General features: G+C 43.5%; 14 protein-coding genes. 9 read left to right on the top strand and 5 right to left on the bottom strand.

Annotated elements, in window-relative coordinates; all coding sequences use genetic code 11:
- Positions 1-266: 266 nt before the first annotated feature.
- Positions 267-425 (bottom strand): hypothetical protein, encoded by a 159-nt coding sequence (locus tag AC3EBE_RS12600; RefSeq protein WP_488595388.1) that lies wholly within the window; start codon positions 423-425, stop codon positions 267-269.
- A gap of 191 nt (positions 426-616) precedes the next feature.
- Between AC3EBE_RS12600 and AC3EBE_RS12605 the strand changes: the two genes are divergently transcribed.
- The 4 genes from AC3EBE_RS12605 (at position 617) to AC3EBE_RS12620 (ending at position 4,617) form a co-directional block, all read left to right on the top strand.
- Complete coding sequence (locus tag AC3EBE_RS12605; RefSeq protein WP_488595389.1) at positions 617-1,612, top strand: class I SAM-dependent methyltransferase; 996 nt, start codon at positions 617-619, stop codon at positions 1,610-1,612.
- Positions 1,613-1,865: 253 nt separating this feature from the next.
- Positions 1,866-3,053, top strand: coding sequence for an acetate kinase (locus tag AC3EBE_RS12610; RefSeq protein WP_488595390.1), 1,188 nt, complete (start codon positions 1,866-1,868; stop codon positions 3,051-3,053).
- A 211-nt stretch (positions 3,054-3,264) separates the two neighbouring features.
- Positions 3,265-4,101 (top strand): EcsC family protein, encoded by an 837-nt coding sequence (locus tag AC3EBE_RS12615; protein WP_488595391.1) that lies wholly within the window; start codon positions 3,265-3,267, stop codon positions 4,099-4,101.
- Between the two features lie 3 nt (positions 4,102-4,104).
- Positions 4,105-4,617, top strand: a complete 513-nt coding sequence (locus AC3EBE_RS12620) for a MogA/MoaB family molybdenum cofactor biosynthesis protein (protein WP_488595392.1) — start codon at positions 4,105-4,107, stop codon at positions 4,615-4,617.
- 238 nt (positions 4,618-4,855) lie between these two features.
- Here AC3EBE_RS12620 and AC3EBE_RS12625 read toward each other — a convergent pair whose 3' ends face one another.
- Positions 4,856-5,173 carry a hypothetical protein gene (locus tag AC3EBE_RS12625; protein WP_488595393.1) on the bottom strand — a complete coding sequence of 106 codons (318 nt, stop codon included), beginning with the start codon at positions 5,171-5,173 and terminating at the stop codon, positions 4,856-4,858.
- A gap of 207 nt (positions 5,174-5,380) precedes the next feature.
- Here AC3EBE_RS12625 and AC3EBE_RS12630 point away from each other — a divergent pair, with 207 nt between their 5' ends.
- Both AC3EBE_RS12630 and argH read left to right on the top strand, forming a co-directional pair.
- Positions 5,381-6,586: an argininosuccinate synthase gene (locus AC3EBE_RS12630; RefSeq protein ID WP_488595394.1), complete on the top strand. Its 1,206-nt coding sequence runs from the start codon at positions 5,381-5,383 to the stop codon at positions 6,584-6,586.
- Positions 6,583-7,953 (top strand): argininosuccinate lyase, encoded by a 1,371-nt coding sequence (argH, locus tag AC3EBE_RS12635; protein WP_488595395.1) that lies wholly within the window; start codon positions 6,583-6,585, stop codon positions 7,951-7,953. The genes AC3EBE_RS12630 and argH overlap by 4 nt, the downstream gene beginning before the upstream one ends.
- 56 nt (positions 7,954-8,009) lie before the next feature.
- Here the strand turns inward: argH and AC3EBE_RS12640 are convergent, their stop codons facing one another.
- Positions 8,010-8,459, bottom strand: a complete 450-nt coding sequence (locus tag AC3EBE_RS12640) for a universal stress protein (RefSeq protein ID WP_488595396.1) — start codon at positions 8,457-8,459, stop codon at positions 8,010-8,012.
- Positions 8,460-8,561: 102 nt separating this feature from the next.
- On the opposite strand from AC3EBE_RS12640, the gene AC3EBE_RS12645 reads away from it, so the two are divergent.
- The 3 genes from AC3EBE_RS12645 to AC3EBE_RS12655 all read left to right on the top strand — a co-directional run bounded on the left by AC3EBE_RS12645 (position 8,562) and on the right by AC3EBE_RS12655 (position 11,633).
- Positions 8,562-8,717 carry a hypothetical protein gene (locus AC3EBE_RS12645; RefSeq protein WP_488595397.1) on the top strand — a complete coding sequence of 52 codons (156 nt, stop codon included), beginning with the start codon at positions 8,562-8,564 and terminating at the stop codon, positions 8,715-8,717.
- 576 nt (positions 8,718-9,293) lie between these two features.
- The gene (gene ald, locus AC3EBE_RS12650; protein WP_488595398.1) at positions 9,294-10,415 is read left to right on the top strand and encodes an alanine dehydrogenase; all 1,122 of its coding nucleotides are present in this window, start codon (positions 9,294-9,296) and stop codon (positions 10,413-10,415) included.
- Positions 10,416-10,703: 288 nt separating this feature from the next.
- Positions 10,704-11,633 carry a manganese-dependent inorganic pyrophosphatase gene (locus AC3EBE_RS12655; RefSeq protein WP_488595399.1) on the top strand — a complete coding sequence of 310 codons (930 nt, stop codon included), beginning with the start codon at positions 10,704-10,706 and terminating at the stop codon, positions 11,631-11,633.
- Positions 11,634-11,693: 60 nt separating this feature from the next.
- Here the strand turns inward: AC3EBE_RS12655 and AC3EBE_RS12660 are convergent, their stop codons facing one another.
- Positions 11,694-12,308, bottom strand: coding sequence for an AmiS/UreI family transporter (locus AC3EBE_RS12660; protein ID WP_488595400.1), 615 nt, complete (start codon positions 12,306-12,308; stop codon positions 11,694-11,696).
- A 155-nt stretch (positions 12,309-12,463) separates the two neighbouring features.
- Positions 12,464-12,868: a cytidine deaminase gene (locus AC3EBE_RS12665; RefSeq protein ID WP_488595401.1), complete on the bottom strand. Its 405-nt coding sequence runs from the start codon at positions 12,866-12,868 to the stop codon at positions 12,464-12,466.
- Positions 12,869-12,941 lie beyond the last annotated feature (73 nt).

A 12,941-nucleotide genomic window follows, 5' to 3' on the forward strand; every position in this document is an offset into this window, starting at 1 on the left:
CCCTGAGATAAACGCAAGCTGTTGATCTGCATTTCGAAAGGAGCACAAGATTGTGCTCCTTTTTTTATTGGTGTTAAAATAATTAAATTGTAATATGAATACTCAGTTGTCCTAATCCAGCTCCAGCGCCTAGCCCCTCGAAACGCTTGACTAGCTGCGTCTCCTAACTCCTCGAGACGCTACGGACCTGCCATTGAAGTCAAAGAGCGACTTCACTGGCAGGCCCTCCAGAGCTTTTCGTAGTTAAGCAGTCGCCTCCGCTTTTCTTATTGTCTCGTTTCGCCTCCTAGAAACTCCGAAACTTTAACTCCGCCCGCAGAAGCAAAAAGCGCTTCCTTGTCGGAGTCTCCAGTTTCTGCGTTTCTGGGCAGTCGGCTATACATTTCGATTTCGGTCCTGCCAATGAAGTCAAAGAACGACTTCACTGTCAGGCCCTCCGACGGACACGATGTTCTAGTGCCGACGTTGCCACAGGACGTGGCGTTTTTAGTCGGCCAGCGCTTTTCGGGGCTGAACGAGGCGCTTGCACTTTTTGTTCAGCAAGCCATAAAGCTTGTAGATAACTAAAAACATGGCTAAAATGAATAGATATCTATTTTGATCGGGAGGAAGAAAAGTGAGTACGACTCCGGTAGAAAAACTCTTTACCGCTTTTAACGAGACAGCGGACATCCTAAAAGAAGAACTTTCATGTACATATTTGGAGGCATTGGCTGAAACTGGAGAAAACATGTTCCAGGGCACAGTCCTCCAGGACGAACTGAATGATGTTGCCAAGAAAAGGCTTGAGAAAAAATATAAGGAAACAAAGCTTGAGGAGTTTTCCAATGAGGAAATCCGCAGGGGCTTCCAGCTGGCAATTTTGAAAGGCATGCAGGAGCATGTTCAGCCCAACCATCAGATGACACCCGATTCAGTCGGGATGTTCATCGGGTATCTAGTAAGCAAGTTTGTAGACAAGAATTCTTACAGGCTGCTTGACCCAGCTGTCGGAACAGGCAATCTGCTGGCAACGGTCCTGAATCAGCAAACCGGAAAAACGATTGAAGCGGTTGGTGTGGAAATTGATGACCTATTGATCAGGCTGGCCTTTGTAAATGCCAATCTGCAAAAGCACTCTGTGGAACTTTTCAACCAGGATAGCCTTGAGCCACTGTTTGTAGATCCAGCTGACGCAGTCATCGGTGATTTGCCAATCGGCTATTACCCAAATGACCTTAGGGCAGAAACATACGAAGTGAAAGCTTCAGAGGGGCATACATATTCCCACCATATGTTCATTGAGCAAAGCACCAAGCATGTAAAAGACGGGGGCTATCTGTTCTTTATGATTCCGAATGGCCTTTTTGAAAGTGAGCAAGCGCCACAGCTTCATGAATTCATAAAAAAACATTTGATTGTCCAAGGAATTCTGCAGCTTCCTGAATCTTTATTCAAAAACAAGCAGGCTGCCAAAAGCATCCTTGTCCTGCAGAAAAATGGTGAAGGTGTAACACCTCCCAAACAGGCATTGCTAGCGGAACTGCCGAAGCTGTCCGACGGTGCAGCAGTCAGCCGCATCCTGAACAAAATCGACCTTTGGTTCAAAGAAAATAAAGGAACTGAAAAATGATGTGAGGAACCAGATTTATCTGGTTCTTTTTTTATGGAATTGGGTAAAGATTGATTATGTGAAACTTTTTACAATCATTAGAAGTATCAGAATAAAAACTCATTTGCCTTTTGGGAAACCTTTGCTTGAAATGTGAAAAAGACAGTGTTTTAATGAAAACTTGAGAGATATATTTGCAGCCTGTGGCACACAATAAAGGTGTACTATTTCACTTGATTATTTAACAGGTTGTTATATAAAAGGAGCGGACAAAATGGCAAAAATCATTGCAATCAATGCCGGCAGCTCATCCCTTAAGTTCCAATTATTCGAAATGCCGAGCGAAGAAGTCATCACAAAAGGGATTGTTGAAAGAATCGGCCTTAATGATTCTATCTTCACAATTTCTGTAAATGGGGAAAAGAACAAGGAAATAACAGATATCCCGAACCATGAGGTTGCGGTCAAAATCCTGCTTGATAAATTGACATCTCTTGGAATCATCCAATCGCTTGATGAAATCGAAGGCATTGGCCACCGCGTTGTTCACGGCGGAGAAGAGTTCAGTGACTCTGTATTAATTACAGAAGAAGTATTAGACAAAATCAATCAGCTTTCTGAGCTTGCGCCGCTGCACAATCCTGCCAATATCACAGGAATTCGTGCATTCCAGCAAGTGCTGCCAAATGTACCGGCGATCGCGGTCTTTGACACAGCATTCCACCAGACAATGCCAGAAAACTCATTCCTGTACAGCCTTCCATACGAATACTATAAGAAGTATGGAATCCGCAAATACGGCTTCCACGGTACTTCACATAAATATGTATCACAGCGTGCAGCTGAAATGCTGGGACGTCCAGTAGAGCATCTTCGCCTCATTTCCTGCCACCTTGGAAATGGTGCAAGTATAGCAGCAATCGAAGGCGGAAAGTCTATTGATACATCAATGGGATTCACTCCGCTAGCGGGTGTTACAATGGGTACTCGTTCAGGTAATATCGACCCTGCTTTGATTCCATATATAATGGAAAAAACAGGAAAGAATGCTGACGAAGTATTGAATGTACTTAACAAAGAAAGCGGTATGCTTGGTGTTTCCGGATTCTCTAGTGACCTTCGTGATATTGAAGATGAAGCTGAAAAAGGCAATGAGCGAGCAGAACTTGCTTTGAAGGTATTTGCTGACCGAATCCACAAATACATCGGTTCATACGCTGCCCGTATGTGCGGAGTTGATGCAATCATCTTTACAGCAGGTATTGGTGAAAACAGCTCAGCTATCCGTGCACGCGTATTACAGGGACTTGAGTTCATGGGCATTTACTGGGACCCAGCACTAAACAAAGTCCGTGGAGAAGAAGCATTCATCAGTTATCCTCACTCTCCTGTAAAAGTCATGGTCATTCCAACTGACGAAGAAGTCATGATCGCTCGCGATGTTGTGCGTTTAGCGAAATAAAGTAAATTGTAAAGGGCAGGGGCTGCGGCTTCTGCTCTTTTTTTTGTGTGGATACAATTTTAGAATTTGTAGTTGAGGACCAATTGAAGGTGTTGTGAGTGTTGGTGAAATACCTGAAAATCCCCGGCGATTCAGGTGTCTCTTAGCAGAAAAGCGTTTCATCTTTTCTTATGTTATACTGGAAGAAAATTCACGTGCTGGAGGGTTATGAATGGCTATTACAGATCGGGAACAAAAGGTTCTGGATGAATTGCACGAGTGGGAAAGCAAACTATATAGCTATGAACCAAATGATATTGAACTAGCATATGATCGATATTTGGAGCGCTCCTTTAACCTTTTGCCAGAGGAGGTTCAGGAAAGGTTTTTCTCCCTGTTTGACAGCTGGCTCTTTCATCTGCATTCATTGATCCAGGGTGCCCAGCTGCAGATGGATGCCAAAGAGAGGATACTTGCCGCAGGCCGGGTCTTCAACCCGGAGCTCGACAGCATCCAGGATTTAAGACAGCTGCCGGTTGAACAGCTGGAATTTATAGCAGGCCAGCAAATTGCCCGTCACAGGATGTATTCACTCGTCCAGGGAGGCATGTCAGGCAGCGGCGGGAATCTTGTACTTGGAGCCGATATGCCGGCAATGGCAGTCATCAATCTTCGCGTCGTCCAGCTGATTGCGATGACGTATGGCTTTGAAGTCAACACACCATTTGAAATGATGGTTGCTTTGAAGGTCTTCCATACTGCCACCATGCCATCACGGATGCAGAGTTCCGGCTGGAATGATCTGAGGAACGAGCTCGAGCAGGCAGAAGACTATTATTTTTACCAGGGAAATGACGACCTGACAGATGTGACCTGGCTCGAGCAGCCTATTAAACAGCTATTCAAGGGCATGGCGATCCTGCTGTTCAGGAAAAAGCACATCCAGGGAATGCCGCTCATCAGCATGGCAATCGGGGCAGGTGCGAACTATCAGCTGACGCGGAGAGTAACAGAGTTTGCCCATAAATATTATCAGATGAGATATTTTAAAGAAAAAGGGGTTCTTTAACTCATGAGTACACAGGAACATAAGCAGGCTGCACCACGGCAGGTCCGCTGCAAAATAATCACAGTAAGTGATACCCGTACAATGGAGACAGATAAAAGCGGCAGGCTGATGAAGGAAATGCTTGAGGAAGCTGGCCACATCATTAATGAACATGTGATAGTCAAAGATGAGGCAGAACCCATTAAAGCAGAAGTCTTGAAGGGATGCAGCAGCCCAGAGGTGGATGTCGTCCTAACAAATGGCGGTACAGGGATTGCCAAGCGTGACGTTACGATTGAAACAGTCCAAAGCCTTTTTGAAAAAGAAATTCCCGGATTCGGAGAGATATTTCGCATGCTCAGCTACCAGGAGGATATCGGTTCAGCGGCAATCTTATCGCGTGCCGCCGCAGGGGTGTTGAATGACCGGGCTGTCTTTTCAACACCAGGTTCAACCGGTGCAGTCAGGCTTGCCATGGAAAAGCTGATTATCCCGGAAATCGGCCATGTCGTAAGGGAATTGACGAAGGATCTATAAATAGAAAAACCAAGAATGAAGTCTTTGATTTCATTCTTTTTTTATTTGTGTAAGGGTTTTGCGGAATTATATAAGAGCTTAGGCTGGATGGCAATAAAGGAAACATTCTATCCTGATGAAGCGAACAACCCATTTGTAATAATGGGAAAAAAGCTATCTTGATAAATATACTAATAATAGACTTGAAAGAGCCTGGAAAAAAATCCAGGCTCTTTTTCATTTTGCAATAATTGATTTCTTATTGATGCATCTTGGCAGAAGTAATATCCTGGTGAGTCCTGTACCATAGCCAAAGGTCATTTATGACTGAGGCAAGCTCGGCAATTTCGCTGTTTAATTCACAGGAACGAATGAAATTGCTCTCGTCCGAAAGCTGAGCCTGTTTCAGGTTGATGATTTGTTCAAGCTCTGCGATCCTGTCGGGAATATTGCCGCGGATCTTTTCCCAATGGAGAAGGATGGCGTGCCGTGTTTCAAGGTCATATTTATCCCAGTTTTCTTTTAAAGCAGGCAGGGGTATGCCCAGTCGGCTGTCAAAAAGAAAATATTGTTCCATATCTGAAGGAGCCCCCAATCCGTCATCATTGTTTCCATTCTACTATACTTCCATTTTTGCTGCCACCTTTGCCAATTCTGTTTCAGACATTATTTTATAAAATTTGAATTTTAACCTTGAAAAGTTTCTTAAAACCTGTTAATTTATTAAACATGAATAAAAATTTAAACCAATGAATAAATATTCGTTACTGAAGGAGCGTATAAAATGACTGAAAATAAAGTGATCCTCGCTTATTCTGGCGGGCTTGATACATCTGTTGCAATTAAATGGCTAAACGAACAAGGATATGCTGTAGTTGCTTGCTGCCTTGATGTAGGAGAGGGCAAAGACCTTCAATTCATCAAGGAAAAGGCATTGAAAATTGGTGCTGTCCAATCTTATGTTTTAGACGTAAAAGAAGAATTTGCCAATGAATATGCATTATATGCATTACAGGCTCATGCATTATACGAGGGTAAATATCCACTGGTATCCGCTCTCTCACGTCCGCTGATTTCTAAGAAACTAGTAGAAATCGCTGAAATGGAAGGCGCTGTTGCAGTGGCTCATGGCTGTACTGGAAAAGGGAATGACCAGGTGCGTTTTGAAGTGTCTATCAAGGCTCTCAATCCAGATCTTAAAGTGATTGCCCCTGTACGCGAATGGAAATGGTCTCGTGAAGAAGAAATTGAATATGCGGCTAACAACGGGATACCGATTCCAATCAATCTTGACAGCCCGTTCTCGATCGACCAAAACCTTTGGGGACGAAGCAATGAGTGCGGCATTCTTGAGGATCCATGGATGGCACCGCCTGAAGAAGCTTATGAGCTTACTGCCGGACTTGAAAATACTCCTGATACTCCGGATGTCATTGAAATTGAGTTTAACGAAGGTGTTCCAACTGCAATCGACGGCAAAAGCTATCCACTTTCTGAATTGATCCTAGAGCTCAATGCAATCGCCGGAAAGCATGGCGTCGGAAGAATTGACCATGTTGAAAACCGCCTGGTTGGCATCAAGTCACGTGAAGTATACGAGGCTCCTGCAGCAATGACCCTGATCAAAGCGCATAAGGAGCTTGAGGATATCACTTTGGTAAAAGAGGTTGCCCATTTCAAGCCAGTCATTGAGAAGAAATTGACTGAATTAATTTATGAAGGACTTTGGTTCTCTCCGCTTCAGGAAGCATTATCAGCCTTCTTGAAATCAACACAAAAGCATGTAACGGGAACAGTTCGTGTCAAATTATTCAAAGGCCATGCGATTGTGGAAGGAAGAAAATCTCCTTATTCACTATACAATGAAAAATTGGCAACTTACACTGCAGATGATGAATTCGATCACAACGCTGCTGTCGGTTTCATTAACCTTTGGGGCCTTCCAACTGTTGTGCACAGCATGGTTCAAAATAAGAAGGTGACAGTGTGAAGAAATTATGGGGCGGAAGATTCACAGGCTCAGCTGAAGAGTGGGTCGACGAGTTTGGTGCTTCCATTGGCTTTGACCAGGAATTAGCTCAGCAGGACATTAACGGAAGCATTGCCCATGCAAAGATGCTCGCAAAAACCGGAATCATTTCAACAGCAGAAGCTGAAGAGATCATTCAGGGCTTAAAAAAGCTTCAGGAAAAAGCGTTGAACAATGAGCTGGAGTATTCCGCTAAGCTGGAGGATATCCATTTAAATATTGAGCACCACTTAACCGAATTGATTGGCCCGACCGGCGGCAAGCTGCACACTGCGAGAAGCAGGAATGACCAGGTAGCGACAGATATGCACTTATACCTCAAGGATGAAGTCGCTGAAATTATCGGGCTGGTCAATGAGTTTCAAAAAGCATTAGTGCAGCAGGCTGAGCAAAATATTGAAACCATCATGCCAGGCTACACCCACTTGCAAAGGGCCCAGCCGATCTCATTTGCGCATCATCTGATGGCCTACTTCTGGATGCTGGACAGAGATAAACAGCGATTTGCAGACAGTCTGAAGAGAATCAATCTCTCTCCGCTTGGCGCTGGGGCTCTGGCGGGTACCACCTTCCCGATCGACCGTCATTATACAGCCGAGCTGCTTGGCTTTGGCGGGATCTATGAGAATAGCCTGGATGCTGTAAGTGACCGGGATTTTATCCTCGAATTCTTGTCGGGAAGTTCCATCCTGATGATGCACTTGTCGAGATTATGTGAGGAAATCATTTTATGGTCAAGCCAGGAGTTCCAATTCATTGAACTGTCCGATGCGTTTACAACAGGCAGCAGCATCATGCCTCAAAAGAAAAATCCAGACATGGCAGAATTGATCCGCGGAAAGACGGGAAGGGTATATGGCAGCCTGATGGGGCTCCTGACCGTTTTAAAGGGGTTGCCGCTTGCGTATAACAAGGATATGCAGGAGGATAAGGAAGGCATGTTTGACACCGTCAAGACTGTAAAAGGCTCCCTGAAAATTTTCGCTGGAATGGTTACTGCCATGAAAGTGAAAACAGACAAGATGGAGAACTCTGTTAAAAGCGATTTTTCAAATGCGACAGAACTCGCTGACTATTTGGCAGCTAAAGGCGTCCCATTCCGGGAAGCGCACGAAATAGTAGGAAAGCTCGTACTGGATTGCATCCAGAAGGAGTGTTATCTGGCTGATCTGCCTTTGGAGTATTATAAAAAGGTGAATCCTTTATTTGAGGAGGATATCTTTGAAGCTTTGAATCCATATACCGCTGTGGAACGCAGAAACAGCGCAGGGGGTACAGGCTTTTCCCAGGTGGCTGCTCAAATTGCCAGGGCAAAAGAAGTCATTTAAATAGTAAAAAAGCACGCAAACCTTATAGGCTGCGTGCTTTTGCTATATTTGTACAGTTAGTTGACTTTGTCTGTTCGGACGACAAGGACGTCGCAAGATGCATAGCGTGTAATGTGCTCGGAAACACTTCCGATGAAAAAGCGTTCCATTGCGTTCATTCCTGTCGCTCCGCATATGATCAGGTCGGCGTTGTATTTTTTAGCAACATCTTTTGCAATCTTGACTTTGGGTGAACCATAATCGATTTCGTAGCTGACATCATTGATTCCAGCTTCCAGAGCCTGCTGTTTGTAGCTTTCCATAAGCTCTGTCGCAAACTGGTTCGCGCGTTCCGAAATAGTCCTATCGTATGCCTCCACAGTAGCGAAAGTGCGTAAATCGATGATATGGGTCATGACCAGCTTAGCGTCATTTCTTTTTGCAATTTCTATAGCTTTTTTGAAAGCCCATGCTGCTTCCTTAGAACCATCAACGGCAACTAAAATGTTCTTATAGTATAGTGCCATCGTTCTCGCCTCCTTTACCTATATTATACAACAGTTTCCAGAGTATAGCTGTGACAATCCAACGAAAACTAACCGTGTAAGAATAACAAGGAGGAGAAGGATATGGAAAAAAAGGAACAGCAAGGACGTTCTTCATACGATTATGACGATATGGGAGTGAATCAGGTCAGCCAGCAGATCATGGACTCGTATAACAGCGGTGTGATTGGACAGGACCAAATGAAATCACTGGCGGATGACAACGAACAGCAGCAATAATATCATGGGCAAGCTGTTTCTCTGGAAGCAGCTTGTTTTTTTACTTAGCTCCTACTCGAATTTGTTATTGGGATAATTGCGTTGTAATTTTCAGCTGGAAAAAATCAGCTGGAATTTCTAGTTCGTCGATATAATTAAAATTTCGTCGATAAGTGATTGGTTTTCGTCGATATAATTTATTTTTCGTCGATAAGTATGCCATATTCGTCGACATAATGAAACACAGCATGTACCTATGCTTGAAAGGGAGGCTCTGCGCCAGCCTCGGAAAGAATTTGCTCTTAAAAAAGACGGCAGTTAAGCTTTTAGTGGAAAGTGAAGTGCCTGTAACTGGAAACAACAGAATATTAAAAATATATAGAATAGTATATTTTAGGTAAATCTGCACAAATTGTTTTGCCAAAAGGATTTTTTTCTACTAAAATGAAAGTGTTTTCATCTCGCAACTTAATGTGTTTTCCTTGTTTTCATTCCACTCAATTTTTTATTCTTCTAGTAGGATAAAACAGGAAAAAATGATATATTGGTGGCGGGCCTGAAATGGTAGGCAATTATTAATATAGGAGGTATGCAATAATGCGTATCGGTGTACCTAAAGAGATAAAGAACAATGAAAACCGCGTTGCAATGACGCCGGCAGGAGTACTGAACCTTGTTAATTTCGGTCACGAGGTATTTATCGAGACTGGTGCAGGCCTTGGTTCAAGCTTCACTGATGAAGATTACAAAGGTGCAGGAGCACAAATCGTCAACAGTGCAAAGGAAGCATGGTCACAGGACATGGTCATGAAGGTAAAAGAGCCTCTTCCAGAAGAGTACGTATATTTCCGTGAAGGCTTAATTCTATTTACATATTTACACCTTGCTCCAGAACCAGAGCTTACAAAGGCTCTTATCGAGAACAAGGTTGTCGGAATTGCATATGAAACAGTTCAGCTTCCTAATAACTCACTTCCATTGTTAACTCCAATGAGTGAAGTTGCAGGCCGTATGGCTACACAAATCGGTGCTCAATTCCTTGAAAAGGTACACGGCGGAAAAGGAATCCTCCTTGGCGGAGTTCCAGGTGTGCAAAGAGGAAAGGTTACAATCATCGGCGGTGGTGTAGCTGGTACAAATGCAGCGAAGATGGCTGTTGGACTTGGAGCAGAAGTAACAATGATCGACTTGAACCCAGAGCGTCTTCGCCAGCTGGATGACATTTTTGGCTCAGATATCACAACTTTAATCTCAAATCCTTACAATATTGCTGAAGCTGTAAAAAATTCTGATGTTGTCATTGGTGCTGTCTTGATCCCAGGTGCAAAGGCTCCAAAACTGGTAACAGAAGAAATGATCCAGTCCATGAACCCAGGGTCTGTAGTGGTAGACATCGCAATCGACCAAGGCGGAATCTTTGAAACAACAGACAGAATCACTACACACGACAACCCGACTTATGAGAAGCACGGCGTAGTCCACTATGCTGTTGCCAACATGCCAGGGGCTGTTCCAAGAACATCTACAATTGCTCTTACAAACGTAACAGTTCCTTACGCAGTTCAGATTGCTAACAAAGGCTACAAGCAAGCTTGCCTTGACAATGAAGCATTGCTGAAGGGTATTAACACGCTAAATGGATATGTTACCTATCAGGCAGTTGCTGAAGCGCATAATCTAGTTTATTCACAAACAAGAACATTGCTTGAACAAATCTAATTTTTTGGATCCGGATGCTGGTTATCCGGATTCTTTTATTTCAATGAATTTGGCTATGGTTTCGGAGGGAAATTAAATTCCTTCATTCGTATACATTGAGAGCTTCCTATAGAAACAACTATATAAGGGACTCTCTTTTTCAAAGAGAGGCAATCCAATCCTCGCATTTTGGTACAAAGCTGTTTAAAATAATTTCATTTTAGCGTATATTATTTATGGGATAACGGATTCTATCTCGAGTGACTCGTATGGAATGTCCGTGATAATTTGTTATTGAGGAGTGTCACGATGGAAAAAGTACTTGTTTTTGGACATAAAAATCCTGATACTGATACAATCTGCTCAGCTATTGCTTATGCAAACCTAAAGCAAAAGCTTGGTGTCAATGCTGAGGCTGTTCGTTTAGGTCAGGTAAATGGAGAAACTCAATATGCGCTTGATTACTTCAAGGCTGATGCACCCCGCCTGGCTGGACAAGTATCTGAAGAAGCAGATCATGTCATCCTTGTCGACCATAATGAACGCCAGCAAAGTGCTGATGACATTGAAAAGGTGAAGGTTGTTGAAGTTATTGACCACCACCGTGTCGCTAACTTTGAGACAAGTGATCCTTTGTATTTCCGCGTTGAGCCAGTAGGCTGCACAGCAACGATCTTGAATAAAATGTACAAAGAGAACAATGTGGAAATCGAAAAGAATATTGCAGGTCTTATGCTATCCGCAATCATCTCTGATTCCCTGTTATTTAAATCGCCTACTTGCACAGAGCAGGATGTTGAAGCTGCTCGTGAACTAGCTGCTATTGCGGGTGTAGATGCTGAAGAGTACGGTCTTGCGATGCTTAAGGCAGGTGCGGATTTAAGCATGAAAACAATCGATGAACTCATCACATTGGATGCGAAAGAATTCCAAATGGGAAGCTCAAAGGTTGAAATCGCTCAGGTTAACACAGTGGATGTGAATGAAGTGCTGGAGCGCCAGGCTGACCTTGAAGCGGCACTGAACAATAAAATCTCCGAGAAAAACCTGGACTTGTTTGTGCTTGTCATCACCGACATCCTTACAAACGACTCAGCAGCACTTGCTCTGGGGGATAAAGCAGCGGCAGTCGAAGAAGCATTCAATGTTACATTGAACAATAACACCGCAACACTTAAGGGTGTTGTTTCACGTAAAAAGCAAGTTGTACCAGTATTAACAGATGTACTTGCAAAATAATAATCAAAAAACCGTCCATTCCAACAGCTGGAATGGACGGTTTTTTACGTTTTAAAACAGTTAGGCAAAATTTTCTCTTCTTGTTTCAGCGCCACGAAGTTTAATAGTGATAATCCCGAAATAAATGAAGGCAGCAATGGAAAGGTAAATCCATGCTTCAGTAACCTGGTCTGTTTTCCACAGCCCAGTCATTGAGAGCAGGGCAGGGAAAGTTAGAGTGAGCCAGGACTGGACGAAAGCCACCTTTCCGATATATGGGTCAATCTTCTTGTTCAACCCCATTGAAAGGAAGAACAGGAACCAGAGGTAAGCCCACATTAGCCATGTAAGAGTGCTGACAATATCCGCAAAATGTACATAGGCGACGATCGCATAGATGGCTGCAATAACTGCCACCCAAAGGGAGTACCAGCCCAAACCGCTGCCATCGAGATCCTTCAGGAGCGTCAATCCCACATACAAATAAGTAAAACCAAAAAGGAATATGCTTGCAAGACTGTAAATTGTCCAGTTGTTCTGGTCTGAAACCATGATCAGATAAAACGGTACGATGACTTGCATGGCACCGATGAATAAATTAAAAACAGCAACACTTTTTGCATTGGCGCGTCCAAGCAGCATTAGGCTGTTCAGGAACAAAGCTGCGCCTGATAATAATAAACCTGCGTCTCCCATGATGTATGCCGCTAATTGTCCTCCATAAAGCGGCTCTTTCCTCCTTTATCAAGCAAGATGTGATGTTGAGCTTGGGATAGCTTGAATAAGAAAGAGCAATCCCTATACCAGAAATGCTGCAAGGGATTGCCCTTATTTACCTAAACTCTATGATCCTAATCGATTTTCTCCATATCTTTCGATGTGAAATAACCAGGAAGTATTTCGTTGATTGTCGTTTCCTTCACAACCCCGTTAAGGTTCGCAAGGTAAATCTTTGTATCTTCAGTCGCAAATTCGGCAATAACCTGGCGGCATGCACCGCAAGGAGAAATAGGGCCTACAGTGTCACCAACGACAGCAATCGCCTTGATTTCCTTCTGGCCCTCTGAGACAGCTTTGAAAATCGCAGTTCTTTCAGCACAGTTTGTCAGGCCGAAAGACGCGTTCTCAATATTGCAGCCAAGATAAACTTGGTCATCGCCCGTAATGATTGCAGCACCAACCTGAAACTCAGAATATGGAACGTATGCTTTGCTTCTCGCTTCAATCGCTTTTTCAACAAGCATGTTTTTATCCATCGTCCATTCCCCATTCCCATGATTTTTTAGTATCAAAAGGTATATTTCGCTTTGAGAATTGTCCAGCTCCAGC

The organism is Mesobacillus sp. (assembly GCF_057785455.1).

Coding starts and splice junctions, on each gene's coding strand:
- AC3EBE_RS12610 (WP_488595390.1), top strand. CDS start 1,866: ATGGCAAAAATCATTGCAATCAATGCCGGCAGCTCATCCCTTAAGTTC.
- AC3EBE_RS12615 (WP_488595391.1), top strand. CDS start 3,265: ATGGCTATTACAGATCGGGAACAAAAGGTTCTGGATGAATTGCACGAG.
- AC3EBE_RS12620 (WP_488595392.1), top strand. CDS start 4,105: ATGAGTACACAGGAACATAAGCAGGCTGCACCACGGCAGGTCCGCTGC.
- AC3EBE_RS12625 (WP_488595393.1), bottom strand. CDS start 5,173: ATGGAACAATATTTTCTTTTTGACAGCCGACTGGGCATACCCCTGCCT.
- AC3EBE_RS12630 (WP_488595394.1), top strand. CDS start 5,381: ATGACTGAAAATAAAGTGATCCTCGCTTATTCTGGCGGGCTTGATACA.
- AC3EBE_RS12640 (WP_488595396.1), bottom strand. CDS start 8,459: ATGGCACTATACTATAAGAACATTTTAGTTGCCGTTGATGGTTCTAAG.
- AC3EBE_RS12645 (WP_488595397.1), top strand. CDS start 8,562: ATGGAAAAAAAGGAACAGCAAGGACGTTCTTCATACGATTATGACGAT.
- ald (WP_488595398.1), top strand. CDS start 9,294: ATGCGTATCGGTGTACCTAAAGAGATAAAGAACAATGAAAACCGCGTT.
- AC3EBE_RS12655 (WP_488595399.1), top strand. CDS start 10,704: ATGGAAAAAGTACTTGTTTTTGGACATAAAAATCCTGATACTGATACA.
- AC3EBE_RS12660 (WP_488595400.1), bottom strand. CDS start 12,308: ATGGGAGACGCAGGTTTATTATTATCAGGCGCAGCTTTGTTCCTGAAC.
- AC3EBE_RS12665 (WP_488595401.1), bottom strand. CDS start 12,868: ATGGATAAAAACATGCTTGTTGAAAAAGCGATTGAAGCGAGAAGCAAA.